The organism is Sphingobium sp. MI1205 (genome assembly GCF_001563285.1).
Taxonomy (GTDB): Bacteria; Pseudomonadota; Alphaproteobacteria; order Sphingomonadales; family Sphingomonadaceae; genus Sphingobium.
The window spans coordinates 2,098,903-2,124,220 of the sequence record NZ_CP005188.1; the positions used below are offsets into that span (position 1 = coordinate 2,098,903).

Annotated in this window: 36 protein-coding genes; 20 read left to right on the top strand and 16 right to left on the bottom strand. The window is 63.7% G+C overall.

Annotated elements, in window-relative coordinates:
• Positions 1-10 precede the first annotated feature (10 nt).
• From hisB to K663_RS10150, 6 genes are all read left to right on the top strand, one after another.
• Complete coding sequence (hisB, locus tag K663_RS10125) at positions 11-598, top strand: imidazoleglycerol-phosphate dehydratase HisB (RefSeq protein ID WP_062116926.1); 588 nt, start codon at positions 11-13, stop codon at positions 596-598.
• Positions 595-1,212 (top strand): imidazole glycerol phosphate synthase subunit HisH, encoded by a 618-nt coding sequence (gene hisH / locus K663_RS10130; protein WP_062116929.1) that lies wholly within the window; start codon positions 595-597, stop codon positions 1,210-1,212. The genes hisB and hisH overlap by 4 nt, the downstream gene beginning before the upstream one ends.
• Before the next feature lie 25 nt (positions 1,213-1,237).
• Entirely contained in the window at positions 1,238-1,975 is a 738-nt protein-coding gene (hisA, locus tag K663_RS10135) for a 1-(5-phosphoribosyl)-5-[(5-phosphoribosylamino)methylideneamino]imidazole-4-carboxamide isomerase (RefSeq protein WP_062116932.1), read from the top strand.
• Complete coding sequence (gene hisF, locus K663_RS10140; RefSeq protein ID WP_062116935.1) at positions 1,972-2,751, top strand: imidazole glycerol phosphate synthase subunit HisF; 780 nt, start codon at positions 1,972-1,974, stop codon at positions 2,749-2,751. The genes hisA and hisF overlap by 4 nt, the downstream gene beginning before the upstream one ends.
• Positions 2,752-2,800: 49 nt before the next feature.
• Positions 2,801-3,121 carry a phosphoribosyl-ATP diphosphatase gene (locus K663_RS10145; protein WP_037466828.1) on the top strand — a complete coding sequence of 107 codons (321 nt, stop codon included), beginning with the start codon at positions 2,801-2,803 and terminating at the stop codon, positions 3,119-3,121.
• Between the two features lie 74 nt (positions 3,122-3,195).
• On the top strand, positions 3,196-3,768 hold the full coding sequence (locus tag K663_RS10150; RefSeq protein ID WP_062116937.1) for a hypothetical protein: 573 nt from the start codon (positions 3,196-3,198) through the stop codon (positions 3,766-3,768).
• Here K663_RS10150 and K663_RS10155 read toward each other — a convergent pair.
• The gene (locus K663_RS10155) at positions 3,765-4,667 is read right to left on the bottom strand and encodes a histone deacetylase family protein (RefSeq protein WP_062116939.1); all 903 of its coding nucleotides are present in this window, start codon (positions 4,665-4,667) and stop codon (positions 3,765-3,767) included. The two genes, K663_RS10150 and K663_RS10155, sit on opposite strands and share 4 nt — an antisense overlap.
• 57 nt (positions 4,668-4,724) lie before the next feature.
• On the opposite strand from K663_RS10155, the gene K663_RS10160 reads away from it, so the two are divergent.
• The 3 genes from K663_RS10160 to K663_RS10170 all read left to right on the top strand — a co-directional run bounded on the left by K663_RS10160 (position 4,725) and on the right by K663_RS10170 (position 7,250).
• Positions 4,725-6,179 carry a L,D-transpeptidase family protein gene (locus tag K663_RS10160; RefSeq protein WP_062120669.1) on the top strand — a complete coding sequence of 485 codons (1,455 nt, stop codon included), beginning with the start codon at positions 4,725-4,727 and terminating at the stop codon, positions 6,177-6,179.
• Between the two features lie 6 nt (positions 6,180-6,185).
• On the top strand, positions 6,186-6,479 hold the full coding sequence (locus tag K663_RS10165) for a hypothetical protein (RefSeq protein WP_062116942.1): 294 nt from the start codon (positions 6,186-6,188) through the stop codon (positions 6,477-6,479).
• A 90-nt stretch (positions 6,480-6,569) separates the two neighbouring features.
• Positions 6,570-7,250 carry a murein L,D-transpeptidase catalytic domain family protein gene (locus K663_RS10170; protein ID WP_062116943.1) on the top strand — a complete coding sequence of 227 codons (681 nt, stop codon included), beginning with the start codon at positions 6,570-6,572 and terminating at the stop codon, positions 7,248-7,250.
• A 31-nt stretch (positions 7,251-7,281) separates the two neighbouring features.
• Here the strand turns inward: K663_RS10170 and K663_RS10175 are convergent, their stop codons facing one another.
• From K663_RS10175 to K663_RS10200, 6 genes are all read right to left on the bottom strand, one after another.
• Complete coding sequence (locus tag K663_RS10175) at positions 7,282-7,977, bottom strand: ATP12 family chaperone protein (protein ID WP_062116947.1); 696 nt, start codon at positions 7,975-7,977, stop codon at positions 7,282-7,284.
• Positions 7,974-8,228, bottom strand: coding sequence for a hypothetical protein (locus K663_RS10180; RefSeq protein ID WP_062116949.1), 255 nt, complete (start codon positions 8,226-8,228; stop codon positions 7,974-7,976). Before K663_RS10180 ends, K663_RS10175 begins: the two co-directional genes overlap by 4 nt.
• Positions 8,225-8,884, bottom strand: coding sequence for an HAD-IA family hydrolase (locus K663_RS10185; RefSeq protein ID WP_062116952.1), 660 nt, complete (start codon positions 8,882-8,884; stop codon positions 8,225-8,227). Before K663_RS10185 ends, K663_RS10180 begins: the two co-directional genes overlap by 4 nt.
• The gene (locus K663_RS10190; RefSeq protein WP_062116955.1) at positions 8,881-10,269 is read right to left on the bottom strand and encodes an RluA family pseudouridine synthase; all 1,389 of its coding nucleotides are present in this window, start codon (positions 10,267-10,269) and stop codon (positions 8,881-8,883) included. Before K663_RS10190 ends, K663_RS10185 begins: the two co-directional genes overlap by 4 nt.
• Positions 10,266-10,649 (bottom strand): fluoride efflux transporter CrcB, encoded by a 384-nt coding sequence (crcB, locus tag K663_RS10195; protein ID WP_062116958.1) that lies wholly within the window; start codon positions 10,647-10,649, stop codon positions 10,266-10,268. Before crcB ends, K663_RS10190 begins: the two co-directional genes overlap by 4 nt.
• 61 nt (positions 10,650-10,710) lie before the next feature.
• Positions 10,711-11,427, bottom strand: coding sequence for a hypothetical protein (locus K663_RS10200; protein WP_062116961.1), 717 nt, complete (start codon positions 11,425-11,427; stop codon positions 10,711-10,713).
• Between the two features lie 147 nt (positions 11,428-11,574).
• Between K663_RS10200 and K663_RS10205 the strand changes: the two genes are divergently transcribed.
• On the top strand, positions 11,575-11,796 hold the full coding sequence (locus K663_RS10205) for a hypothetical protein (protein ID WP_062116964.1): 222 nt from the start codon (positions 11,575-11,577) through the stop codon (positions 11,794-11,796).
• 41 nt (positions 11,797-11,837) lie between these two features.
• The gene (gene rarD / locus K663_RS10210; protein ID WP_062116967.1) at positions 11,838-12,695 is read left to right on the top strand and encodes an EamA family transporter RarD; all 858 of its coding nucleotides are present in this window, start codon (positions 11,838-11,840) and stop codon (positions 12,693-12,695) included.
• Positions 12,696-12,711: 16 nt separating this feature from the next.
• On the opposite strand, the gene K663_RS10215 is transcribed toward rarD, so the two are convergent.
• Complete coding sequence (locus tag K663_RS10215) at positions 12,712-14,043, bottom strand: dihydroorotase (protein ID WP_062116970.1); 1,332 nt, start codon at positions 14,041-14,043, stop codon at positions 12,712-12,714.
• 48 nt (positions 14,044-14,091) lie between these two features.
• Here K663_RS10215 and ygfZ point away from each other — a divergent pair, with 48 nt between their 5' ends.
• Together ygfZ and K663_RS10225 are read left to right on the top strand one after the other, a co-directional pair.
• Positions 14,092-14,829 (top strand): CAF17-like 4Fe-4S cluster assembly/insertion protein YgfZ, encoded by a 738-nt coding sequence (gene ygfZ, locus K663_RS10220; protein WP_062116974.1) that lies wholly within the window; start codon positions 14,092-14,094, stop codon positions 14,827-14,829.
• Positions 14,826-15,638, top strand: coding sequence for a glutaminyl-peptide cyclotransferase (locus tag K663_RS10225; protein WP_083535872.1), 813 nt, complete (start codon positions 14,826-14,828; stop codon positions 15,636-15,638). Before ygfZ ends, K663_RS10225 begins: the two co-directional genes overlap by 4 nt.
• A gap of 11 nt (positions 15,639-15,649) precedes the next feature.
• On the opposite strand, the gene K663_RS10230 is transcribed toward K663_RS10225, so the two are convergent.
• Complete coding sequence (locus K663_RS10230) at positions 15,650-15,955, bottom strand: hypothetical protein (protein WP_062116977.1); 306 nt, start codon at positions 15,953-15,955, stop codon at positions 15,650-15,652.
• A gap of 124 nt (positions 15,956-16,079) precedes the next feature.
• Between K663_RS10230 and K663_RS10235 the strand changes: the two genes are divergently transcribed.
• The 5 genes from K663_RS10235 (at position 16,080) to K663_RS10255 (ending at position 19,511) form a co-directional block, all read left to right on the top strand.
• Positions 16,080-16,412: a hypothetical protein gene (locus K663_RS10235; protein WP_062120682.1), complete on the top strand. Its 333-nt coding sequence runs from the start codon at positions 16,080-16,082 to the stop codon at positions 16,410-16,412.
• Positions 16,409-16,654, top strand: coding sequence for a hypothetical protein (locus K663_RS10240; RefSeq protein WP_062116979.1), 246 nt, complete (start codon positions 16,409-16,411; stop codon positions 16,652-16,654). The genes K663_RS10235 and K663_RS10240 overlap by 4 nt, the downstream gene beginning before the upstream one ends.
• A gap of 106 nt (positions 16,655-16,760) precedes the next feature.
• Complete coding sequence (locus K663_RS10245) at positions 16,761-17,690, top strand: DUF808 domain-containing protein (RefSeq protein WP_062116982.1); 930 nt, start codon at positions 16,761-16,763, stop codon at positions 17,688-17,690.
• A gap of 37 nt (positions 17,691-17,727) precedes the next feature.
• The gene (locus K663_RS10250) at positions 17,728-19,104 is read left to right on the top strand and encodes an MATE family efflux transporter (RefSeq protein ID WP_201026622.1); all 1,377 of its coding nucleotides are present in this window, start codon (positions 17,728-17,730) and stop codon (positions 19,102-19,104) included.
• An 86-nt stretch (positions 19,105-19,190) separates the two neighbouring features.
• Positions 19,191-19,511, top strand: coding sequence for a hypothetical protein (locus tag K663_RS10255; RefSeq protein WP_037466473.1), 321 nt, complete (start codon positions 19,191-19,193; stop codon positions 19,509-19,511).
• Positions 19,512-19,544: 33 nt separating this feature from the next.
• Here the strand turns inward: K663_RS10255 and K663_RS10260 are convergent, their stop codons facing one another.
• The 4 genes from K663_RS10260 to K663_RS10275 form a co-directional block, all read right to left on the bottom strand.
• Entirely contained in the window at positions 19,545-20,315 is a 771-nt protein-coding gene (locus tag K663_RS10260; RefSeq protein ID WP_062116984.1) for an ABC transporter permease, read from the bottom strand.
• Positions 20,312-21,244: an ABC transporter ATP-binding protein gene (locus K663_RS10265; RefSeq protein ID WP_062116986.1), complete on the bottom strand. Its 933-nt coding sequence runs from the start codon at positions 21,242-21,244 to the stop codon at positions 20,312-20,314. The genes K663_RS10260 and K663_RS10265 overlap by 4 nt, the downstream gene beginning before the upstream one ends.
• A gap of 63 nt (positions 21,245-21,307) precedes the next feature.
• On the bottom strand, positions 21,308-21,937 hold the full coding sequence (locus K663_RS10270; protein ID WP_062116989.1) for a class I SAM-dependent methyltransferase: 630 nt from the start codon (positions 21,935-21,937) through the stop codon (positions 21,308-21,310).
• Between the two features lie 119 nt (positions 21,938-22,056).
• Positions 22,057-22,497, bottom strand: a complete 441-nt coding sequence (locus tag K663_RS10275; protein ID WP_062116992.1) for a cupin domain-containing protein — start codon at positions 22,495-22,497, stop codon at positions 22,057-22,059.
• A gap of 121 nt (positions 22,498-22,618) precedes the next feature.
• On the opposite strand from K663_RS10275, the gene K663_RS10280 reads away from it, so the two are divergent.
• Positions 22,619-22,921: a glycine zipper 2TM domain-containing protein gene (locus K663_RS10280; RefSeq protein WP_062116995.1), complete on the top strand. Its 303-nt coding sequence runs from the start codon at positions 22,619-22,621 to the stop codon at positions 22,919-22,921.
• 68 nt (positions 22,922-22,989) lie between these two features.
• On the opposite strand, the gene K663_RS10285 is transcribed toward K663_RS10280, so the two are convergent.
• Positions 22,990-23,274, bottom strand: a complete 285-nt coding sequence (locus K663_RS10285; protein WP_443018922.1) for a hypothetical protein — start codon at positions 23,272-23,274, stop codon at positions 22,990-22,992.
• A gap of 137 nt (positions 23,275-23,411) precedes the next feature.
• Positions 23,412-23,819: an EVE domain-containing protein gene (locus tag K663_RS10290; RefSeq protein ID WP_062117001.1), complete on the bottom strand. Its 408-nt coding sequence runs from the start codon at positions 23,817-23,819 to the stop codon at positions 23,412-23,414.
• A gap of 124 nt (positions 23,820-23,943) precedes the next feature.
• On the opposite strand from K663_RS10290, the gene K663_RS10295 reads away from it, so the two are divergent.
• Positions 23,944-24,840, top strand: a complete 897-nt coding sequence (locus tag K663_RS10295; protein ID WP_443019005.1) for an isopenicillin N synthase family dioxygenase — start codon at positions 23,944-23,946, stop codon at positions 24,838-24,840.
• A 9-nt stretch (positions 24,841-24,849) separates the two neighbouring features.
• On the opposite strand, the gene K663_RS10300 is transcribed toward K663_RS10295, so the two are convergent.
• Entirely contained in the window at positions 24,850-25,233 is a 384-nt protein-coding gene (locus tag K663_RS10300; protein WP_062117004.1) for a dihydroneopterin aldolase, read from the bottom strand.
• Positions 25,234-25,318: the final 85 nt, after the last annotated feature.

Consider the following 25,318-nt stretch of genomic DNA (forward strand, 5'->3'; position numbering starts at 1 on the left):
GGGCGCAGCCATGCGCACGGCCGAAATTCACCGCAACACTGCGGAAACGCAGATCGACGTGACCGTCAACCTGGACGGGTCCGGCGTCTATACCGTCTCCACCGGCATCGGCTTCCTCGATCATATGATCGAGCAGCTGTCGCGCCATTCGCTGATCGACATGGATGTGAGGACGGTCGGCGACCTGCATGTCGACCAGCATCACACGACCGAGGATACCGCGATCGCGATTGGCGAAGCGGTGGCCAAGGCGTTGGCGGACAAGCGCGGTATATCCCGTTACGGCACAGCCTATGCGCCGATGGACGAGACGCTGACCCGCGTGTCGCTCGACATTTCCGGCCGCCCATGGATCGTGTTCAAGGCTGACTTTACGGTCCAGCGCCTCGGCGAATGGGATACGGAGATGATCGAACACTGGTTCCACAGCTTCGCGCAGGCTGCCGGGATCACGCTGCATGTCGAAAATCTCTACGGCAGTAACAATCACCATATCGTCGAAAGCTGCTTCAAGGGGCTCGCCCGCGCGCTGCGGCAGGCGGTGGAGATCGACCCGCGCAAGGCGGACGCAATCCCCTCCACCAAGGGGATGTTGTGACCGCGCTTGCCCTCATCGACTACGGCGCAGGCAACCTTCATTCGGTTCATAACGCCCTGCGCAAAGCGGGGGCGCAGGACGCCGTCATCACCGCCGATCCGCAAGTGGTGGCAAAGGCGGACCGGATCGTCCTGCCCGGCGTCGGCGCTTTCCGCGCATGCATGGATGCGCTGTCCGCCATTCCCGGCATGATCGATGCGATGAACGAGGCAGTGGGCGATCGCGGCACGCCCTTCCTTGGCGTGTGCGTCGGCATGCAGCTTCTCGCCGATGCAGGCGAGGAGTTCGGGCGGCATCAGGGTCTTGGCTGGATTCCCGGCACGGTGCGGCTGATCGAGCCGACGGACCCGACGATCAAGGTGCCCCATATGGGCTGGAACAAGGTGGTGCTGAACGGCGCGCCGCCCCTGCTGGAACCGGGCGAGGCCTATTTCCTGCACAGCTATCATTTCGAAGCGGCCGATCCCGCCCATGTCGCCGCCGTCACCGATCATGGCGGCACGCTGGTCGCAGCGGTCGCCCGCGACACCATCATCGGCTGCCAGTTCCACCCGGAAAAGAGCCAGACCTATGGCCTTTCCTTCCTGTCCCGCTTCCTGGAGTGGCGTCCATGACCCCGCTCCGCACCAGGTATATCTGATGTCCTTGATCGTTTTCCCCGCCATCGACCTCAAAGGTGGCCAGGTCGTTCGCCTGGCCGAAGGCGACATGAACCGCGCCACCGTCTATGGCGATGACCCAGCGGCACAGGCGCTGATCTTCGCCGAGGCGGGCGCAAAGCACCTGCATGTCGTCGACCTCGACGGCAGCTTTGCCGGTCATGCGGTTAACGCCGAAGCGGTCGAGCGGATCGTCGAAGCCTTTCCGGGCCATGTCCAACTGGGCGGTGGCATCCGCAATCGTGAAGCGGTCGAACGCTGGTTCGACCTGGGCGTGTCGCGCATCGTCATCGGCACCGCCGCGCTCAAGGATCCCGCCTTTGTAAAGGCCGCCGCGCGCGATTTCCCCGGCGGCATTGTGGTCGCCGTCGATGCCCGCGACGGCTTCGTCGCGACCGATGGCTGGGCGGAAAAGTCCGACATGCCCGTCGCCGACCTTGCCCGCCGGTTCGAGGATGCGGGCGTCGCCAGCCTGCTCTTCACCGATGTGGGCCGCGACGGCCTGCTCAAAGGCTGCAATATAGAGGCGACGGTGGATCTGGCCCGCTCGACCGACATTCCGGTCATCGCCAGCGGCGGCGTTGCCGGGATTGCCGACATCCGCATCCTCAGCCTTCATGCCGACGAAGGGATTGAAGGCGTCATAACGGGCCGCGCGCTCTATGACGGGCGGCTTGACCTCAAATCCGCTCTGGCGATTGCCCAGGCTGCGGCATGACCGTCTGCACCCGCGTCATCCCCTGCCTGGACGTCGCCAATGGGCGCGTCGTGAAGGGCGTCAATTTCGTCGACCTGCGCGACGCGGGCGATCCGGTTGAACAGGCGCGGGTCTATGACGCTGCGGGCGCGGACGAACTTTGTTTCCTCGACATCACGGCCACACACGAAGCGCGCGGCACCATATTGGACGTAGTGCGCCGCACTGCCGAAGTCTGCTTCATGCCCGTAACCGTGGGCGGTGGCGTGCGTAGCCCGGAGGACGCCCGCGCCCTCCTGCTGGCCGGTGCAGACAAGGTCGCCGTCAACAGCGCCGCCGTCACGCGCCCGGAAGTCGTCGCGGATATCGCCGACCGCTTCGGCAGCCAGTGCATTGTCGGCTCCGTCGATGCCCGCCGCGTCGGCAACGGTCCCGATGGAAAGCCGCGCTGGGAAATCTTCACCCATGGCGGCCGCAAACCGACCGGCATCGACGCCGTCGAACATGCCGTCCGGCTGGCGCAGTTGGGCGCGGGGGAATTGCTGGTCACGTCCATGGATGGCGACGGCACGAAACAGGGCTATGACCTCGCCCTCACCCGCACCATCGCCGATGCCGTATCAGTCCCCGTCATCGCCAGCGGCGGCGTCGGCACGCTCCAACACCTGGTCGAAGGCGTGATCGAAGGCCATGCCAGCGCCGTCCTTGCTGCCTCGATATTCCACTTCGGCCAGCATACGGTGGCGCAGGCGCATCAGGCGCTGGCCGCTGCGGGCGTGCCCGTCCGTTCGCTCTGACGCACAAGTTTTGATTGACGCGCACAGCCGCGAACGCTTGATGGACGCCATGCGCTCAACCCTGTTCGACCTTGAAAAGACGATCCGCCAGCGGCGGACGGCTGACCCGTCCCAATCCTATGTGGCAAAGCTCACGGCGCGCGGCCGGGGCAAGATCGCCCAGAAGGTGGGCGAGGAAGCCGTCGAAACCGTGATCGCCGCCATGGCTTCCGACCGCGAAGGCGCGATCGGGGAGAGCGCCGACCTGCTCTTTCACCTGCTCGTGCTGCTGGCCGACATGGATGTTCCGCTCGATGCCGTCCTTGACGAACTCGACCGGCGCGAAGGCGTGTCGGGCATCGCCGAGAAAGCCGCGCGCCAGCCCGATTGATTTCGCCACCGGAAAGATTTCGCTCCATCCGCGTTTTCTGCTCTGCCGAAAGGTAAATTTGAACAGGAGGGCATATGGTAAGAACGGTCGTCGGCGGGCTTTTGGGGGGCTTTACCCTTTACGTGATCAACTTCCTGTTCTGGCGAACGCCGCTCAGCGCCATAGCCTATCACCGGGCCGGGGAAGGCGCGAGCGCCAACCTGCAAGCGGGACTGGCGCAGGCGCTCACCCAAACCGGCACAGGCGTCTATGTGATCCCCGATCCGGCCAGCGCGCAGGGAACCATCCTGTATGGCAAGGGTCCGGTCGCCACAATCTTCTACAATGAAAGCGGCTTTCCGGTCACCGACAGTTCGGCGTTGATCGGCGGCCTGATCCTGGCGCTGGTAACTGGCACGGTGATCGCTTTTGCCCTGCGGTTCACCGCTGCGGATTTCGGTAGCCGTGCCCGCACCACGATCCTCTTTGCACTGGCCGCCGTGCTGTGGCTGGACATCGGCCAGGCCGTCGCCAACCATGCGCCCTGGGGCTATATCCTCTATCTTGCCTTCAGCGACTTTCTCGGTCTCGCCGCAGCGGGGCTGATCGCCGCCCGGCTCATGGAAAGCCGCATCGCCGCTCCCGTGGACAACGGAACGCTGCACTAGGGCTGCATCGCTTCCTCGGCCAGACGGACCATACAGGCGGCATGGCGGCGAGCGACGGCTATCCTGTCCTCGCCATAGCCGCCGCCCATGGTGCTGGCGAGCGGCACGCCCCGCCGCCGCGCCTCGCGCATCACCGCCCGGTCCCGCGCCTCCAGCCCGGCGTCGGTCAGCGAAAGACGGCCAAGCCTGTCGTCCGCATGCGGATCGACGCCTGCCTGATAAAGGATCAGGTCCGGCGCAAAACTGTCGAGCGTATCGGGGAGCACATCCATGAGCGCCGCCATATATTCCCCATCGCCGACACCATCCGCCAGCGCGATGTCCAATGACGAAACCGCCTTGCGAACAGGAAAGTTCTTTTCCGCGTGGATCGAAAGGGTGAAGATGTCGTCCCGGCCCGCCAACAGTTGCGCGGTGCCATCCCCCTGATGCACATCCAGGTCCAGGATCAGGATGCGGCGCGCGTCACCTTCCGCGATCAAGCGATTGGCCGCGATGGCGAGATCGTTGAACACGCAATAGCCTGCACCGCCATCGTACAGCGCATGATGGCTGCCGCCTGCGGCATTGGCGGCATAGCCATGCGCCATCGCCAGCTTTGCCGCCGCCCATGTCCCGCCGGGGGAAAGCATCGACCGGCGCATGACCCGGTCTGTCACCGGAAAGCCGATCCGCCGCTCTTTTTCAGACGGCACGTTGAGCGTCGCGACCTCTTCCACATAGGCGGGATCATGAACGGCCTCGATCCATCGGCGGGGCATGGGATCGGGTTCATGGACGGTAAAGGTGGCCCTGCCTAGCGCAAGTGCTTCCATAACAAGCCCATATTTGTCGAAGCGAAATCGGCTTCCCGCTGTTGCCGGGGAGACATAGGCAGGATGGTGAACGACATGAAGCATCATCTTTTCCGCGATCGCGAGTTTGAACGATGGGGGCTTTGCGCTATCTGGTCCAGCATGAACCGTCCCGATTTGATCCGTTTTTGCATTCCATCCCTGCTTGGCCTGGCCGCGTCGCCCGCTTTGGCGCAGCCTCCGGCCGTCGCGCCCACCCTGCCCGCGCCCGCTCCGCCGGTCGTTGCGCCGCCCGCCATCGTCATCCCGCCGCCCGTGCAGATCCCCCCTCCATCGGCCGCGCAACAGGCCTGGCTGAACGAATGGCTGAAGGGCGGCGCGGAACAGGGCCTGATGGCGCGCAGGAAGGCGACGAGGGAACTTGGTGGAGAGGCGCTGATTTCCGCCGTGCTCGACCGGGCCAAGGCGCTCAGCACCGGGCGAGTCGATACCGCCGACTTCCTCAACATCTGGGCGCTGCGTCCCGCCGCCTTCGATCAGCGCCCCGGCCTGGCGCGCGCGATCGCCGAAGATCGTTTGCCACAGTGGGCCGCTGGCCTGACGCCGCCCTATTCGGGTTATGACGGTCTGCGCCGTGGTCTCGCCACTTATGAGGGGATTCGCGATACCGGCGGCTGGCCAGCCCTGACGGCTCAATCCGCCCCGGACGTCGTGCGCGCACGCCTCGCCATCGAGGACAAGAGCGTTCAGCCCGGCGAAAAGCTGTCCGACGCGCTTCAGCGGGCGCAGCGCCGCTATGGTCTCAATCCCACCGGCCTGCTGGACACGCGCACGCTCAGGGAACTCAACGTGCCCGTCGATGATCGCATCGCCGCGATCATGGCGAACATGGAACGGTGGCGCTGGATGCCGCGGCAACTGCCCGTCAACCGGGTTCAGGTGAACATCGCCGCCGCTGTCCTCACCCTGTTCGAAGGCGACCAGCCTGTGACGTCGATGCGGGCCGTCACCGGATCGCCCGACAATGCGACGCCGATGCTGACGTCCAGCATTCATTCGATCGTCGTCAACCCACCCTGGAACGTCCCCGCCTCCATCGCCAAGAAGGAACTGTGGCCCAAGGGGCGCGCCGCGCTGATCCGGCAGGGTTACAGGATCGTCGGCACGCCTGAAAATGGCGAGCGGATCGTCCAGCCCGCTGGCCCGAACAGCGCGCTCGGCCGGTTGAAGTTCGATTTCAATAATCCCTTCGCCGTCTATCTGCACGACACGCCAGCCCGGGCGAAATTCGCCAGCTATGACCGGCTCGCCAGCCATGGCTGTATCCGGCTTGAAAAGCCGCTGGCGCTGGCCGAGTTGATGGTGCAGGGCGACCCCAAGCTGGCCGGCCAGGTGCAGTCCCTGATCGACACGGGCAAGACGCAGCGCGTGCAATTGCCCCAGGAAGTCGCGGTGTACCTGCTCTACTGGACCGCCTTTGCCAGCAGCAACGGCACCATGAACTTCCGTTCCGATCCCTATGGCTGGGACAAGCTGCTCGCGCAGAAGATCGAGGCGTCGAGCAGCCGCCTGGACCCCACGGTCGCCCCCGCCCCCACCATCGCATCGAAGGATTGATACCCCATGCGCAAGATTGCCCTCGCCGCCCTCGCCGGTGCGCTCGCCCTCTCCGCCTGCGGAAAGCAGGAAGAGGAAGCGCCTGCGACCAACAATCTGGTCGAACCGCCGGTCGAAAATGTGATTATCGAGGAACCCGAAGCGCCGCTGCCGCCGCCGTCGAACAATAGCGCCGCGCCGGAACCCGCACCGCCGCCGACCATTTCCGAACAGCAGCAGATCCTGGATGATGCTGAGGCTACGGGCATGACCGCGCGGCTCGACAGCCAGTCATCCGAAGGCTCCAACTCGACTGACTGAGCCGAAGGCTGGCCGCCTTCGGACGAGTAGCGGCCAGCCTTCTTCGCCCCGGTCTTGGACTGGCGGGACGTCTTTGCTATATTAGACCTTATGGATCGCCGCAGTTTTACGAGGCTCGCTTTAAGCGGGCTCGCCTTTTCCTTTCTCGCCGATAGCGTTGGCCGCGCCGCCCTTCCGGGCACGCCGCGGCCCGCATCGCCGTTGCCGCCGCCCCCCACGCCCCATCCCGTGACGCCTCTGGCCAGGCAGCCCTATGCCGAACTGCTGGATCGCGCGAAAGCTGCGCTGGATCAGCATGGGCATTTATTCACCTTGCGTGACCGGGTCGCGCTCGCTGATTTCAACGCGCCTTCACGCGAGTTGCGCTTCCACATCGTCGATCTGGTTGGCGGCCATTCCAGTTCCTATCTGGTCGCCCATGGCCGTGGATCGGACCCAGCCCATTCCGGCTGGCTCCAGACCTTTTCCAACGAGCCCAACTCGCTCGCCAGTTCGGCCGGGGCGTACAAGACCGGCGAAATCTACCACGGGCAGCATGGCCAGGCGATGCGTCTTGCCGGTCTTGACCCCCAGAACAACAATGCGGAAATGCGCGCGATCGTCGTCCATGGCGCGGATTATGTGAGCGAGGATCATATCGCTTCCTGGGGCAAGGTCGGCCGCAGTGAAGGATGCTTCGCGGTCGCCCGCCACATGCTGCCGCAGCTGCTGGGGCTGCTGGGGTCTGGGCGGATGGTCTATGCCAACAAGCTGGGTTCGGTGGACGCCTGATAGCGGCCGGACGGCACTTCAGGCGGACCGGTCAGCCGTTCACCAACGCACAAAAACGCTGAGCCATCGCGAACTCGTCCCGCCGCCGTGCTGACCGGGCGGCCGCTTCGGCGTCCTCGCCCCACTGCTCGATTTCCCAGGCTTCATCAATCTCGGAGGCTGTCCAGACGGCACCGGCGTCATGCCCGCCCTCGACAACAGCCAGTCCGCACACCAGCGATCCCGACAATGTCACCAGCGTCGACAGCCCGGCCAGCATGAACGGATCATAGGCCATCACCGCCGCTTCCAGCCGCTCCAGCGTTTCGGACGGCTGGTCGACCGGGATGATGCCATGGGTCACCCGAAAAGTGACGTCATAGCGCCGCCGCGCCCAATCGAGCAGCGGATCCCACGCTGCCGCCTCACGCCCGATCAACTCGGCCGGCCCCTCCGCGCGATAGCAGAGCAGGTCGCTGGTCCCGTAACGTGCGATCCCCGCAGCAAAGCTGTCCCGATTGGGCGCGATCTGGTCAATTGCGCCATTGGCCAACCCGGTGAAGGTCATGGTGCGCGGATCGACGGTCTCGCCCTGCAATCGCCATTCGTCCGCCACCGCTTCCGCCAGGCGCACGGTTGGCAGGGCCAGCGCCGCCCGCGCCGGGGTCCGCACCGGTCGCCCGTCAAGCTGGATCTCATGACCCATGTCGCCGGGAACCACGGCGACATCCTTGTAAAAGCGCTTCATTGCGGCGGTTTCCGAAACAGCGCCAGCAGCAGGCGGGGCACGATGATGAACTGGAACAGCCCGACCATCACGAAGATAATGCCCATCGCCTTGGCCTTCCCGCCCTGAACCCAGCTGAACCGCTGCATCAGGATGAGAAATCCGAACATCACCAGCAATGCGCCGGACAGGCGGAACAGGCCCAGCGCGAAATGACGCTGGCGCGCGGCTTTTTCAGGATCGACGGGTGGTGGTGGAGGAAAGTCAGTCATTTTGCGCCGATATGCGTCCTGAGTTCGCCGCTGTCCATCGCCACGCCATGCGCACCTGCGGCGATCAGCTCCGACGGCGGATGATAGCCCCAGCCGACGCCCAACGCGCGGGTGCCGGCAGCAAGCGCCATGTCGATGTCATAGCTGGTGTCGCCGATCATCACCGTCGTTTCCGGCGCAGCGCCAGCATCCGCCATGGCGGTCAGCAGCATGGAGGGGTGCGGCTTCGACGGATGCCGGTCGGCTGTCTGAAGTGTGATGAAATGCGCGTGGATGCCATGATGGCTCAGGCAGAGGGCAAGGCCGCGATCCGACTTGCCGGTCGCCACGCCCAGCAGCCAGCCATCGGCTTCAAGTTCGCGGATCAGTTCCGCCATGCCGGGATAAAGCGGTTCGGACAAAGCATTGTCCTGCCGCAACCGGTGGAATGCGCGCTTGTAGCTTTCGGACAAATGATCGTGAAAATCGGCCTGCGCCTCCGGCAATAGCCGCGCGATCGCCAGCGGCAGCGAAAGCCCGACCACGGACAGGATGCGCGCGCGGTCCGGGGGCGTGAGCTTCTCACCCTCAAAGGCACGGGTCATGGCCGCGCAGATGCTGTGCTGGCTATCGACCAGCGTGCCATCGCAGTCGAACACGGCAAGCCGGTTGCTCATTTCTTGCGTGGCCCGCTGCCGCCTGCCCCTCGCGACCTGCGTTCGCCGCGGCGTTCCTTGCGGACCTGCTTGGCGTGCGCGCGTGCCACCTTCTTTTCGTCCTCGCGGGTGGGCGCGCGGGCGATTTCCTCGTCCAGCGGCAGGTCTCCGGCGTTGATGTCAAAGCCGAGCGACGTCAGGCTGGTGATGAAATGTTCAGGCAGGTCGGCGCGCACGTCGATCCGGCCGCCGTCGGGATGATCCACCCGGATGCGGCGGGCATGCAAATGCATCTTCCGGCTGATCGACCCGGAAAGAAACGCTTCCTTGCCGCCATATTTGCCGTCGCCAACGATAGGATGGCCGATCGCCGCCATATGGACGCGCAGTTGATGCGTGCGGCCGGTATGCGGTTGCAGCTCGACCCAGGCGGCGCGATTGCCCGCCCGCTCGATCACGCGATAACGCGACCGGGATGGAAGCCCCTCCTCTTCATCGACATGCATTTTCTCGCCGCCGGTGCCGGGCTGCTTGGCGATCGGCAGTTCGATCATGCCATCCTCGATCGACGGCACGCCCATGACGATGGCCCAATAAACCTTGCGCGCGGTGCGGCTGGAAAAGGCCTTGGCGAAATAGGCGGCCGATCGCGCCGTCCGGGCTATCAGCAGCGCACCGGACGTATCCTTGTCGAGCCGGTGGACGAGCTTTGGCCGCTGGTCGAGTTCATATTCCAGCGCGTCGAGCAGCCCATCGACATGCTCGTCGGTCTTGGTCCCGCCCTGCGTGGCGAGGCCCGGTGGCTTGTTAATGACGATCGCCTGCGCGTCGCGATGGATGACCATATTCTGCGCGAAGGTCGTCTGCTGCTCGCTCAGTTCCGGGCGAGCGCGGCGGGGCTTGGCCGTCTCGACAGCCTTGGGTTCAGCGGGAGGAACCCGGATCATCTGCCCTTGGGTCAGCCGATCACCGGGCGCGGCGCGCGCGCCATCGACCCGCAACTGGCCGGTGCGCGCCCAGCGGGACACGCTGTTGAAGCCGACATCGGGCAGGTGCCGCTGGAACCAGCGATCCAGCCTGATGCCATCGTCATCCGCGCCGACGCGGAACTGACGGACGTCCAGGGAAACGCCCTTGGCCGGATTGGCCTTCACCGTTGCAGGCTTTGCGGCTGGCTTTGGCGCAGCCGCCTTCGAAGCTGCCGACTTGATCTGGGGCTTTGGCGCATCGGGCTTGCGCGCGCGCGCAGCCTTGGCCGCGCCACGCGCCCTGCCCGGCGCGCCGCCAGTACCGGTGCGGCTGCCAGTACCGGTCTTGGAGCCAGTGCCTCTGCCTGCGCCAGCGCCGCCTGGCTTACCGCCACCGCGCGATGGCCCCGACGACTTGCCCGGAGGACGACCCTTCATGCGACGCTCCTGACAAGGCCAAGGCCGCCAGCCAGCGCGGCGACCGACACCACCACGGACAGCACCGCATAGCCAAGCGCCATGCCCATCTGGCCACGTTCGATCATCAGCACCGTCTCCAGGCTGAAGGAGGAAAAGGTCGTGAAACCGCCCAGCACGCCCACCGCCAGCAGCAGTCGCACCGCCTCGCCCGACCCGCTGTTGAATCGCGCCAGCCATCCGGCGAGCAATCCCATGGCAAGGCCCCCCAGCACATTGGCGGCAAATGTCCCCCACGGCCATAAAGCGCCCGGCAGCATGTGCCCGGCCAGGCGGCCAAGCTGGTAGCGGGCCAATGCGCCCACGGCGCCGCCGCTCATGACGAGGAGGATATTGTTCATGCCGCCCGCCCTAGAGGCAAAACGCGGCAAAGAAAATGGGCGCGCGCGCCTTTCTGGCCGCTTACTGCCCGTTATCGGCAATGATGTCGACGTTCGTCCGTCCGCCCGGCGCATCGCTGAACATCAGCAGGAACGCAGCGCCGTCATCCTTGCGCGTGCCCCCCAGCACATGATCCCCGCCCATCACCGTATGTTCTGCATCAAAGCCGGAACGGCGCGCCTGGGTGTAATAGAAGTCCATTACGCTCTGCCGCGGCACTGGCGTCACGAATGTGGCGACCCTCAGGGTGCAGCCATTTTTGTCCGCGCCCGCCGCTTCCTTCAACTGACCGCCGGGATAAACGGTAAAGGGATCGGGCAACCGGCTGGCCCACTGCATGCCATAGGCCAGCTGCTTGCGGCAAAAGGCGTTGCCGCCCGGCTTTTGCTGCTCCTGCGCGACGGCCTTGAGCGTCTCCGTCGATTCGACGGCTTCCCCTTGCGTCGGCGCGGGCGTCGCGAGCAGCTTCCCGCCCGCCAGCTTGACCGATTCGGCCAGCGCCTTGGCGGCGTCGCCCTTCAACACGGGAAGCGTCGCATTGCGGTTGGATTGGCCGGCCAGCTTGGGATCGACCACGATCTTGCCTGCCAGCGCTTCATTCAGCGCCGGATCTACTGCATCATTGGTGAGCTGGGCGTCGAGCGCGTTAAGGTCAGCCTCCTTGTCGCCTTTGCCGCAACTTGCCAGCGGCAACGCCAACAGCACGGCAACGACACAGGCAGAACGGAAACGCGGCATGGCTTCACTCCTTCGTAAACAAGGCATGAAGATCGCAGGTTAATTTTCCGTTAGGGATTTTGGTAAATGACTAAAATATTCCAGATGCACGCATTTGGCTGAAACACCATCTTGCCCCCGCGCAAGGAAAGCGCCATTTCACCATTTATGCTTAACGCCCTTTCCATTCTGATCGGCCTGTTCGCACTGATACTCATGATTCCGGCATTCCTGCCGTTGCTGGGTATCTTCAACTGGCTGCTGGTGCCCATCGCCCTGGTTGGAGCCGTGATCGGCATATTGTCGACGCGAAACAGCGGCCGTAATTTCTGCCTGTTCGTCGCGGCCTTCGGCACGCTGCGGCTGTTCCTGGGTGGCGGCATCTTCTGAATCCGGGCCAACAGGAACTGCGGGTCGGCCTGCTGACAGCGCTGGGCGCCTATGGCATCTGGGGCCTCCTGCCCATCTTTTTCAAGCTGCTGCATGCCGTCACGCCGGTTGAGGTGGTCAGCCAGCGGATCATCTGGTCGCTGGCGCTGATCCTGGTGCTGCTTGCCGCGCGGCGCAACCTTGCTGCGCTCGTCGCCACCCTGCGCAACCGTCGCCTCCTGCTGCCGCTGACATTGTCTGCGCTGTTCATCGCGATCAACTGGCTGGTCTATGTATGGGCCGTCAATGATGGCCATGTGGTCGCCGCCAGCCTTGGCTATTTCCTCAATCCATTGGTGAATGTGGCGCTGGGCGTTCTGGTGCTGAAAGAGAGGCTAAGACGGGGGCAGGCGATCGCTATCGGCGTCGCCGCGGTGGGCGTCGCCATCATGGCCGCTGCGGCGATTACCACCTTATGGATCAGCGTCGCTCTGGCGATCAGTTTCGCCTTATATGGCCTCATCCGAAAACTGACGCCCGTGGCGCCACTCGTCGGCCTGGGCGCGGAAACACTGATCCTGACGCCTGTCGCCCTCGCCTATCTCGTCTGGTTGTGGAACCATGGCGGCATCAGCCTGGGGCGGGATAGCTATCTCACCAGCCTGCTCGTCGCCTCGGGCGCGCTAACCACGGTGCCGCTCGTCCTGTTTGCCATGGCGGCCCAGCGTTTGCCCCTGGCGACGCTCGGACTGACGCAATATCTGGCGCCGACATTGCAGTTTTTCTGCGGCGTCTTTCTTTACGGCGAAAAGCTGACGCACGGCCAGGTGTTGAGCTTCGCGCTCATCTGGATCGGCCTGATCCTCTTCGCGACAGACAGCTATGCAGCGGCGCGGCGCGGCAGGTTGGCGGTAAGCTGAGGGCGGAGGCCGGGACTCAGGCGAACTCCGTCGCTTCGAACCGCACCGCCTCGCCCACCGCTTCGTTGGCGAGTGTATCTTCCCACATGACCCGATTGCCCCGCACGATCGTGCCGACCGCCTTGCCGGTCAGTTCCATCCCCTCGAACGGCGACCAGTCGCAGCGCGACGCCAGCCAGTCGCTGCCCACGGTCCAGCGCTTCTTCAGATCAACGATGGTGAAATCGGCATCATAGCCAAGCGCGATGCGCCCCTTGCCGACCAGCCCGAACACCCGCTGCGGGCCGGACGAGGTCAGCTCGATAAAGCGCCGCAGCGACAGCCGCCCTTGCGCCACATGGTTGAGCAGCAGCGGAACCAGCGTCTGCACGCCCGGCATGCCGCTGGGCGATGCAGGATAGGCCTTCGCCTTTTCATCAATGGTATGCGGCGCATGGTCGCTGCCTAGCACATCGGGCACGCCCTGATTGAGCCAGTGCCAAAGGCCGTCGCGATGTGCGCCGGACCGGATCGGCGGGTTCATCTGCGCATAGGTGCCAAGGCGCGGATAGGCATCCTCGGCGGCCAGCGTCAGATGCTGCGGCGTCACCTCGCAGGTCGCGATATCCTTGTGCCCCGCGATATATTCCAGCTCCGCGGGCGTCGTCACATGCAATATGTGGATGCGGCGGCGCGCCTTGCGGGCCAGCCCGATGATCCGCTGGGTCGCGATCATCGCGCTTTCATCGTCGCGCCATACGGGGTGCGATGACGGATCGCCCTCCACCCGCAAATCCTTGCGCGCGTTCATCCGCGCCTCGTCCTCGGCATGGATGGCGACACGGCGCGTGCCGCTCGCCAGCACGCGGGCCAATGCGGCGTCATCGTCCACCAGCAAGCTGCCGGTCGATGCGCCCATGAAGATCTTCACCCCCGCCGTGCCGGGGATCCGCTCCAGTTCCTTGAGCTGTTCGGCATTGTCCGCCGTCGCCCCGACATAAAAGGCGTGATCGCACCACATGCGATGGTGCGCGCGATTGAGCTTGTCGCGCACCCGCTCCTCGCTGTCGGTATTGGGATTGGTGTTGGGCATTTCGAACACGGCGGTGATGCCGCCCAGCACCGCCGCGCGGCTGCCCGACTCCAGATCTTCCTTATGCTCCAGTCCAGGCTCGCGGAAATGCACCTGGCTGTCGATGCAGCCCGGCAGGACGTCCAGCCCGGCGCAGTCAATCACCTCGCCCGCATCGCCCAGCGATGTGCCGATCGCCACCACCTTGCCGCCGCGCACGCCCACATCGGCCTTGTCCGCGCCGCCGGGGGTGTGGATGGTGCCGTTCTTCAGGATCAGGTCGAAATTCTGGGACATGGTCGCTCGCCGCTTGGATATGATCGGCGCCTGTCCTACCTAAAGCCGATGACCGGCACCACCCTAAGCGATCGCGCGATCATCAGAATTTCAGGCGAAGAAGCAAAGTCCTTCCTCCAGGGCCTGCTGACCCGCGACGTACTGACGCTTCAACCCGACGAACCGCGATGGACCGGGCTGCTGACGCCGCAGGGGAAGGCGCTGTTCGACTTCATCCTGTGGGCGGATGGCGACGATGTGCTGATCGATTGCGAAGCCGCGCAGGCCGACGCGCTGGCGAAACGCCTGACGCTCTACCGCCTGCGCCGCAAGGCCGTGATTGCGCGCGAAGAGGGACTTGCCGTCCACTGGTCGCCCGACGCACCGGACAAGCCCCTTGACCCGCGCCTGCCAGCGCTCGGTCATCGCTGGCTTGCGCCGCCGCAGCCGGGCGACGCGTCCACCGCCTTCCGCGCGCACCGCCTGTCCCTTGGCGTTTTTGAAGGCGCGGGCGAACTGGGGCAGGACCAGACGCTGTGGCTGGAAACCAACGCGGGGGAACTGCGCGGCGTCGATTTCGACAAGGGCTGCTATGTCGGGCAGGAAAACACCGCACGCATGCATTATCGCAGCAAGGTGAACCGCCGCCTGATCGCCGTGCCGCTGGAACAAGCGGATGAGAAGCGCCAGCGCACCGCTTTTTCAGACCTTGGCCTGTCAATAGAATTGCGCCGGGTGGAGGACATTGATCCCGCCACCTTGCCATCATGGCTCGCCGCCGCGATCGCTGAGCAAGCCGCCGAATGAAGCCCTATTTCTGGCGCGATCAACGGCGATGGATAGCGTTGTGGCCGACTCTCCTCGCCTGCTTCGCCGTCCCCGCACAGGCAGACACGCCGTGGACGCTCGTCAGGAGCTACCCGCACGACCCGTCCGCCTTCACCCAGGGCCTCTTCTTCCACGAAGGCGCGCTCTACGAAAGCACCGGGCTTGAGGGCCGCTCGGAAATCCGAAAGGTCGCGCTGAAAAGCGGAAAAGTCATTGAACGGCGCGCCATTCCCCCGCCCTATTTCGGCGAAGGCATCGTCAACTGGAAAGACCGGCTGGTCAGCGTCACCTGGCGTCATCGTCAGGGCTTTGTCTGGAACCTCAAGGACTTCTCGCCCATATCGCGCTTCCGCTATGAAGGCGAAGGCTGGGGCCTGACGCAGGATGGCCGCAATATCATCATGAGCGACGGCACCGCGCAGCTTCGCTTCCTTGATCCAGAAACCCTCGCCGAAACGCGCCGCATCACCGTTTCCTTCAATGGACAGCCCATCGACCGGCTCAACGAACTGGAATATGTGAGGGGCGAAATCTGGGCGAACATCTGGTACGATAGCCGTATCGCCCGGATTGACCCTGTGAGCGGCAATGTGATCGACTGGATCGACCTTGGCCCACTTCTGAAAGCCAGCGGCGCGACGGCTGACGAAGCGGTTGCCAACGGCATCGCCTATGATCCAAAGGCGGACCGGATATTCGTCACCGGCAAATATTGGGCGAAGCTGTTCGAGATAAGGGTGCAGCCTGCTGACGCCGCCCCTCCGTCATCCCCGCAACAGCGGGAATGACGGTGATGGGCTTATCCAGTTGCCTTCTTGCGCCGGGTTTCCCAACCCTTCTTCGCGGCCGCTGAACGGTCCGCCGCAGATCGGCGGGAAGACGCAGCGCCGCCTTTTCGTCCGCCCTTGCGCGACGACACATGGCTATCGGGCTTACCGCGCCCGGACCCGGACCTGTTTCCGCCGCCGGATTCCTTGTTGACCGTCGCCCAGGCGCGCCGCTCGGCTTCCTCATGGGAAACGCCGCGCTTTTCATAGCCTTCCTCGATATGCTCGGCCTTCCGCTTCTGCTTGCCGGTATAGCTGCTCTTGTCGCCGCGAGGCATCGTCCGTCTCCTTTCATCCGTACCCGCCTCCGCGTTCAACGACCATCCGCCAACCCGGTTCACACCGCTGCGCTACCGTCACGAAATCGGCGGAACGGAAGCAATGGGCACGCGTTCCCCGGCCATGGAAGAGCGCACCCTGATCGAACGGCTGGCCCGCCACCTCGCGACTGGCAACCCCGAACAGTGGCCGGAGCGGGTTGCTGATGCGGCAAGTATCCTTGCCATCTTGAAGGATCCGGATGCCGAAATGCGGAAAGCGGGCGACGAAAGCCAGTGGCGCGCGATGATCGACGCGGCGCTGCGCGAACGCTGGACCGTCGCGACCACGCCCGGCGGGGATCAAGCGGAACCGGGCACCGATGAGGAAGGCGAAATATCCCTCCCCCGCCATGGCGTCACCGACAACCGCGCCGATTGGGTACATGTTCACAATTCACAGGAGAAATCATCATGAAGGGGTTGTTAAAACTCGCATTTCTTGGCGGCCTCGGCACCGTCGCATGGCGGAGCTGGAAGGAAAGGCAGGCCAGGCGAGACATTGACGATCGCGGATCGGTCGGCTCATCCGGCATCGTCCGCGATGCGGGACCAGAGGAGCAGCATATCGACGCACGCGACTGGGACATGGTCGATGAACAGGTGGACGAGTCCTTCCCCGCCAGCGACCCGCCCGGAAATTATCGCGGCGTCGCCTGACAGCTATCTGACCATCACAGCCGTTATTGCCCCCGCCCGGCCTCGTCCTTATGAGACGAGGCCGTAAAGGGCCTCGCACTGGCCCTGCAACAGGGGAAATACATCCATGCCTTCGGGTCTGATCGCGCTGCTCGACGACGTAGCGGGCATCGTAAAGATCACTGCAACGTCCCTTGACGATGTCGCGGCGGCGGCAGGCAAGGCAGGCACGAAGGCAGCCGGCGTAGTCATCGACGACGCGGCCGTCACGCCGCGCTATGTCATGGGCCTGACGCCCGACCGCGAACTTCCCATCATCTGGAAGATCGCGCGGGGCTCCCTGCGCAACAAGCTCCTTTTCCTCCTGCCCGCCGCACTGCTGCTGAGCGCCTTTGCGCCATGGCTGCTGCCGCCGCTGCTGATGTTAGGCGGCGCCTTTCTCTGCTTCGAGGCAGCTGAAAAACTGCTGGAGGCGATGCAGGGCGGCCATGACGTCGCGCAGGAAGCGCTGGTGACCCACAGTTCGCAGGAACTGGAGGATCAGAAGGTTTCTGGCGCAATCCGCACCGACTTCATCCTTTCGGGCGAAATCATGGCGATCGCGCTGGGCTCCGTCGCAACGGAACCACTGTGGGAACAGGCGCTCATCCTGCTGGTCGTCGCCATCCTCATTACCGCAGGCGTCTATGGCGTGGTCGGCCTGATCGTGAAAATGGATGATATCGGCCTTCACCTTGCCGAACGCTCATCCTCCACGACCCGCGCCGTGGGTCGGGGACTGGTGCATGCAATGCCCATATTGATGAAGATCCTGTCGGTCGTTGGCACGGCTGCGATGCTGTGGGTGGGCGGCGGGCTGATCGTCCACGGCTTGCATGAATTTCACTGGGATCTGATCCCCGGCGCGATCCATCATGTTGCGGAGGGCGCGGCCCACGCCACACCCATGATGGCTCCCGTGGTGGAATGGGTGGTGAATGCGATCGGCGCGGCCATCGTCGGATTGGTGATCGGCGGCATCATCGTCGCGGCCATGCATCTGTTCAAGAAGCACTGACCGACCGGCAGCTTGCCAGCCGTCCGTTGGCCCAGACATGAACATGCAGGCATCCTCCTGGCGTATCGAGGCGGGCGCGCTGCTGGCGCTGGCGCTTCCCATGATCGCGGGCAATATCGCCTGGGCGGGCATTGCCGTGACCGATCTGTTGCTGATCGGCCGCCTTGGGGCGCAGGGCGTCGCGGCGGGCGCGCTGGCGATCAACCTGTTCCACGCTCTGTTGATCTTCGGCATGGGCCTGGTAACGGCCGCCGCCCCGCTGATCGCCAACGAACGTGGCCGCCGCCGCCATTCGGTGCGGGACGTCCGCCGCACCGTCCAGCAGACGCTGCGCGCCGCATTCCTCTTTGTCCTGCCCGCCTGGCTGCTGCTGTCGCAAAGCGAGGGCTTGCTCCTCGCCATGGGGCAGCAGCCCGATCTTGCCCATCAGGCCGGGCGGATGATGCATGGCCTGCAATGGGCGCTCCTGCCCTTTCTGGGCTTTACCACCCTGCGCAATTTCATCTCCGCGCTCGAACGTCCCATCTGGGCGGTCGTCATCATGCTGCTCGCCATCCCGTTCAACCTGCTCGCGGGCTGGCTGCTCATCTTCGGCCATGCTGGCCTGCCCGCTCTCGGCCTGTTCGGCGCTGGGCTTGCGAGCAGCCTGTCATCGCTGTTCCTGTTTCTAGGATTGCTCGCCGTGATCCTGATCGACCGACGCTTCCGGCGCTATCGGCTGCTGGGCCGCTTCTGGAGTCATGACAGGGAACGGCATCGCGCCGTGTGGGCGCTCGGCCTGCCGATCGCCATCACGGTCGGATTTGAAACAACCGTGTTCAACGCCTCTGCCCTGCTGATGGGCCTTATCGGCCGCGATTCGCTCGCCGCCCATGCCGTCGCGATTCAGATCGCCGCGCTCCTCTTCATGGTGCCCATGGGCATCGGCCAGGCCGCGACCGTTCGCGTGGGACTGGCCTATGGGCGGGGCGATATTGCCGCCGTTGGCCGGTCCGGCTGGCTTGCCCTCATCCTCGGCTTTGGCTTTGCTCTTGCCGCAGCGATCCTGCTGATCGCGGTTCCGCGCCTGCTGATCGGCGCGTTTCTCGATCTTGCCGATCCCGCCAATGCCCGCACAGCCGCTCTGGCCGTCAGCTTCCTCGCGGTCGCTGCGCTTTTCCAGCTGGTCGATGCCACGCAGGCCGTCGGCGCGGGCGTCCTGCGCGGGCTGAACGATACGAAGGTGCCGATGATCTTTGCGCTGATCGGTTACTGGATCATCGGCGTGGGCGTCGGAACGCTCCTCGCCTTCCCGTTGGGGATGGAGGGGCTGGGCATCTGGCTGGGCCTCGCCAGCGGCCTTGGCGTGGTGGCCGTGCTGCTGCTCGCCCGGTGGACGATGCGCTATCGGCTGGGGCTCGTCGGCTCATCCTGAAAAATGCCCCGGATGCGTCAAGTGACGATGGTGCGTCGCACAAAGCAATTGAACACAGACGCCAAATCGGTAAAGGACGGGGCATCATGACTGCCCCGACGACCATTTTCGAAGCGATCGCGCTTCAGAAATGCCTGATGGCGACCTACAACAAGATGGTCGTCAAGCTGGCCCCGCACATCCTCTACACGCGTCATGACGAAATGTTCATCGACGCTGTGACCGTGGAACGCGAAGGCCGTCCCCCGCGCGAATTGAAGCTCGGCACATTCAAGCTGGCGGGCCTTAACGACGTCAGCGTCATGGATGAGACATTCGAGGCGATGTACGGCCTCTACAATGAAGGCGACGACAAATATAAGGGCGTCACCCTCTTCGCCATTGCGCCCGAAAGCGCAGCGGCCTGAATATCATCGGGCGGTCCGGCGCGACCGCCCTTTTCATTTCTTCAGCCGGTAGCCGGTGCGGAATATCCATCCGATGATGCCCAGGCACACTGCCAGCATCGCCGCTATGAACAGCAGGCTGAACTCTATCCCCACATCCCCGCGCCCAAAGAAGGTCCAGCGGAATCCGGACACCAGATAGACGATCGGGTTGAACAGCGTCACTGTCCGCCACGGTTCGGCCAGCATATGCACTGAATAAAACGCCCCGCCCAGGAAGGTCATGGGCATGACCAGCAGCAGCGGAATCACCTGCAACTGCTCGAAACTCTGCGCCCATATGCCAAGGATGAAGCCGAACAGGCAGAAGCTGATGGCGATCAGCAGCATGAAACCCAGCATGGCGAGGGGGTGGGCGACCTGGATGTCCACGAACAGATGCGCCGTCACGAAGATGATGCTGCCCACGATCAACGATTTCGTCGCCGCTGCGCCGACATAGGCGATCACCGTCTCCGCAGCAGACATCGGCGCCGACAGCAGTTCATAGATGGTCCCCGAAAATTTGGGCATGTAGATGCCAAAGCTCGCGTTGAAGATGCTTTCGGTGAACATCGACATCATGATGAGGCCGGGCACGATGAACGCAGCGTAAGGAATGCCGTCAATCTCGGTCATGCGTGACCCGATCGCGCCGCCGAACACCACGAAATAGAGCGACGTCGTGATGACAGGGACCAGCAGCCCGGTCAGCAGCGTACGGCTGAACCGATGCAGCTCAAATTTGTAGATCGACCAGATCGCCCGAAAGTTGAAACCGCTCATGCCGCCTTCTTCTGATGGACCAGGCTCACGAAAATATCCTCCAGGCTGCTTTGCTGCGTGTTGAGATCCTTGTAGCCGATGCCAAGGTCGCCCAGCTTGCGCAGCAGCGACGATACGCCCGTCCGCTCCGCCCGCGTATCGAACACATATTCGATTTCGTGACCATCGGCCTTCAACGCCACGTTCCACTCGCCCAGCTCGGGAGGGATGCGCTCCATTCGCTCGTTCAGGACCACGGTCAGCGACTTTTTCCCCAGCTTCTGCATAAGCGCGGTCTTTTCCTCGACCACGATCAGCTCGCCACCGCTGATCACGCCCACGCGGTCGGCCATCTCCTCGGCCTCCTCGATATAATGGGTGGTCAGGATGATGGTCACGCCGGTTTTCCGCAGCTCACCGATCAGCTTCCACATGTCGCGCCGCAACTCGACGTCTACGCCGGCGGTCGGCTCGTCCAGGAACAATATGCGCGGTTCATGGGACAGCGCCTTGGCGATCATCACGCGCCGCTTCATGCCGCCGGACAGTTCCAGCATCTTGGCATGGCGCTTGTCCCACAGCGACAGGTCGCGGAGTATCTTTTCGATATGCGCATCGTTGCGGGGCTTGCCGAACAGGCCGCGCGAAAAGCGGACCGTGTCGATCACCCGCTCGAACGCATCGGTGAACAACTCCTGCGGCACCAGCCCGATCGCGGAGCGCGACCTGCGATAATCAACCACGATGTCATACCCCGCCACGGTCACCGTGCCGCCGCTCGGCCGCACATTGCCGCAGATGATGGATATCATCGTCGTCTTGCCAGCGCCATTCGGCCCCAGCAGCGCGAAAATCTCGCCTTCCTCAATTTCAAGATCGACGCCCTTCAGCGCCTGAAAGCCGGACGCATAGTTCTTCGTCAGGCCGGAAATAGTGATGATCGACGCCATGCGCGCGAATGCCCCTTTATATCGACGCCAAGATAGGGCGGCGACGCCACGGCGCAACCTTGGCTATTCACCCCGGCGATGGAAGCGGAAGACCGTGGCGGGCGGAAAATTGCGCACCGTCTGCCCAACGCGGGCCACTTCCAGGTCCAGCGCATGCAGCACATCACGGCTGACCGGCGGCCGCGTCGAATAGGTGAACTGGATAAAACTGCCCCCCGGACGCAACATGCGGAAGGATTCGGACAATATGTCCGCATGCATGTGCCGGTCCATCGCCAACAACGGCAGGCCGCTCACCACCGTCTGATACTGCCCCGGCTCCCCCGCAGCGACGGTCGAAACGATCTGCGCGGGGGTTTCCAGCACCGATACATGCGGGAAATGCCGCCGCAGCCCGCGCGCGAAAGCCGGATTGATTTCAACCACTTCCAGTTTTTCGGCAGGCAGGCCGGTCTGCAGGATGGCGCGCGTGAACACCCCGGTGCCGCCGCCCAGTTCGAGCACGGGGCCGTCGAGCGGATCGATATGGCCGACCATCAGTCGGGCAAGATAACGGCTGCTCGGCACGACCGAAGCAGTCTGCCGCGGCTTTTTTACCCAGGCTGCAAGAAAATCCAGATATTCCGTCGCACGCGTACGGAATTCCGCGTTGGGCAAAGCAATCGCCCGGCTACGCTTGGGGTTGTCATGCATGAGCGAAGGGTAACCAGGAACATGTCATTGCGATTCCCCTTAGCGACCCCGGCACGCGCCGTCGATTGGCTTTAACATCTCCATAGAAGGCAAATTTTTCACTTGCGCGGCATCGCCGCCTATTCTGCTGGACACCAGCCGGGCGGAGCCAGTGTGAAACCGGAAAACTGGAAGCCGGGGATAACCGTACAACTGACCAGCGCCCACCCGCCCAGGGGTTCTGCTGCTTGCCAGTGACCGGCCGGCACCAGCGCCTGTGGCCGTTGCCCCTCCACCAGGTCAATGCCCAGCGTGATCCTTTCCACAGGTCCGCCGTCCGGCGCGATCGACAGCGCTATCGGCGCGCCTCCGTGCCAGAACCAATGTTCATTGGCATCGACCCGGTGCCAATGTGACCGTTGATGCGATTCGAGCAGGAAATAGATCGCCGTGCCGCCCGCGCGCTCCCCGCTTTCGACCGCCGCGCGCCATGTCTCGCGATACCATCCGCCCTCGGGATGGGGGCTGAGGTCCAGCGCTTCGATCAACGTCCTTGCGTGGTTGCCACCGCTGTCACTCACCGCTCATCCTCCTATTTTTTCCCTTTATAGTAAAAGGCTTACGGCGTTGTGGTACGTTCATGCAACCTCCTCCAATATTGGCGGGTTCAGATATCAAATCATTGTTTCGGAGGAGAAATTCATGCGTAAAGCGATCATTGCCCTGTCGGCCCTTTCGATGGCCATTCCCGTTTCCATGGCGCTTCCCACTGATGGGGTCAGCGCTCGAGAGCATCATCGCTATCGCGAATGGCGCGGCCGTGACGGGCGAACCTACTGCCGCAAGTCGGATGGCACGACCGGCCTGATCGTCGGCGGCGTGGGCGGCGCCCTGCTCGGCCGGGCGATCGACACCCGTGGCGACCGTGCGACCGGCACGATCCTGGGTGCCGCGGGCGGCGCGCTGCTGGGCAAGGAAATCGACAGCAAGCGCCGCTGCCGCTAAACTCCACGCATGAAAAAGGGGCGGCCTCCCTGTCGGGAGCCGCCCTTCATCTTGCCCAGAGCCGAATTTTACTCTGCGGTGGCGCCGCGTGCTTCCTCGACCTTGAAAGCGACCGACTGGCCACCCGACACGCCCGAAACCTTGCCATTCCTGACGGTCAGGTTGAAGGCGACGGCATCGGGATAACGGCGGCCCGAAATCACCTTGCCGGTCTTGGTGTCCTTCACGTCGTAAACGTAGGTGTAGCCTTCATGCGTGAAGCGCTGCTTGGCTTCTTCCGCCTGGGCGGGAGCAACGGCGGCAATGGCAGCGCCGAAGGCGCCGGTGAGTACAATTTTGGACAGCATTCGCATAGGTTTACTCCTTGTGAATGCCGATCAAACACCTCTGGATATTCTTGTTCTGTTGATTGCATCTTATGTCGGCGTGCATCCGCGCGACAATCGCAAATGACGGCTGCCTAGTTGCGCTTTGCGCAATCAATCGCCGCTCACGCTTGGGACATAGCGATTATGTGCTGGAACTGGGCCTGCGTAAGCGGGGCCACAGAGAGGCGCGACTGCCGCAACATGACCATGTCGGACAGCGCCGGATCGGCCTTCATCGCTTTCAACATGACGGGCTTCGCCAATTTCTTCCTGGGGGCGACATGCACGGCGATCCATTTGCCGCTCTCATCCGTGCTGTCGGGCGCGGCTTCCTCGACGATCTCCATGACGCCCACCACTTCAAGGCCGATGTTGCTGTGATAGAAAAAGCAAAGATCGCCCTTCCGCATGGCCTTCATGTTGAGCTGCGCGGCGTGGTTGCGCACGCCATCCCACTCCGCTTTCCCCTTCGCGACCAAATCGTCATAGGAAAAGACGTCGGGTTCCGATTTCATCAGCCAATAGTTCATGACCATATCCTTGCATCAGCCGCGTGGGCCGATCAAGGATGCGGCATACACCCGTGACAGAAGGAACCTCAGAACCTTGCCGCAAGCCTCGCTGGAACAAGTGCCGCTGCTGTCGCTGGCGGCCATGGAAAAGCAGGATTTCGCCGCTGCGATCGGCGACTCCTTTCAGCAGTTCGGCTTCGCGATGGTGAAGGATCATGGCGTGGACGCCACCGTGATCGATGAAGGCTGGGCGCTCGCCCGCGCCTTCTTCGCCCTGCCCGAAGAAAAGAAGCGGCGCTATGACGCCAAAAACAATGGCGGCCAGCGCGGCTACACCGCATTCGGCCGTGAAATCGCGAAGGGGGCGAGCGAGAATGACCTCAAGGAATTCTGGCACGTAGGACGCGACCTGCCCGGCGGCAATCCCCTTGCCGCGACCATGCCCGCCAATGTCTGGCCCAGCGAAATTCCTCAGTTCCAGCCGCTATTCCGCCGCCTCTATCAGGAATTCGACCGCGTCGGCGGTCAGATCCTGTCGGCCATCGCCCTCTATCTCGGCTTGCCGGAAAGCTGGTTCGACAGCGCCATACGGGATGGCAGCTCCATCCTGCGGCTACTCCATTATCCGCCCGTTTCGCCCGATGCCCCCGGCATCCGGGCGGGCGCGCATGAGGACATCAACCTCATCACCCTGCTGCTCGGCGCGGAAGAAGGCGGGCTTGAGCTGCGCGACCGGCAGGGCAACTGGCTGCCGGTCATCCCGCCGCCGGGCGCTCTGGCCATCAATGTCGGGGACATGCTCCAGCGCCTGACCAACCACCGACTGCCTTCCACCAGCCACCGCGTCGTCAATCCGCCGCCCGACCGGCGCCGGGTGGCGCGCTATTCCATGCCCTTCTTCCTGCACTTGAGGCCCGATTTCCTGATCGAACCGCTACCCCAGTGTGTGGACGCTGCACATCCCCGCCGCGACCCGCCGATCACCGCGCATGACTATCTGACCGAACGGCTTCGCGAAATCGGCCTGATAAAGAGCTGAGGCCGCAGCCTATTTGCGCCAGCGCCCCAGCGTGATCCCGATCTCCTCGCCCTTCTCGCTCAACGCCAGCTTGATGATCTTGACCTCGACATGCAGCACCTTGTCATCCTGCAGAAAGATCGTCTCGATGATATGATCGGCAACCGCCTCGATCAGCGTGAAATGCTGACCTTCGGGCAGCGCGGCCGTCGCGGCATGTTTCAGGTCCATGTAGTTTTTGGACCGCGACAACGGCGTATTCAGCCCATAATGATCCGCGACCTTCAACCGCGCGCGGATGGATATGCGCAGCGGCTGGGGCAGATGCGTTTCTTCCGAATAGATGCCGGTCAGGACATCGACATCCAGATGATTGACCTCCAGCGTCAGAAAATCGTCAAATCCGGCGTTCATGGCTTTCCTGCTGCTGGCGATGGCCAGAATAGACTTTTATTTTGCGAAGCAGGCGCTAATCCCGCCGCTCCCGGCGCGGTCCATG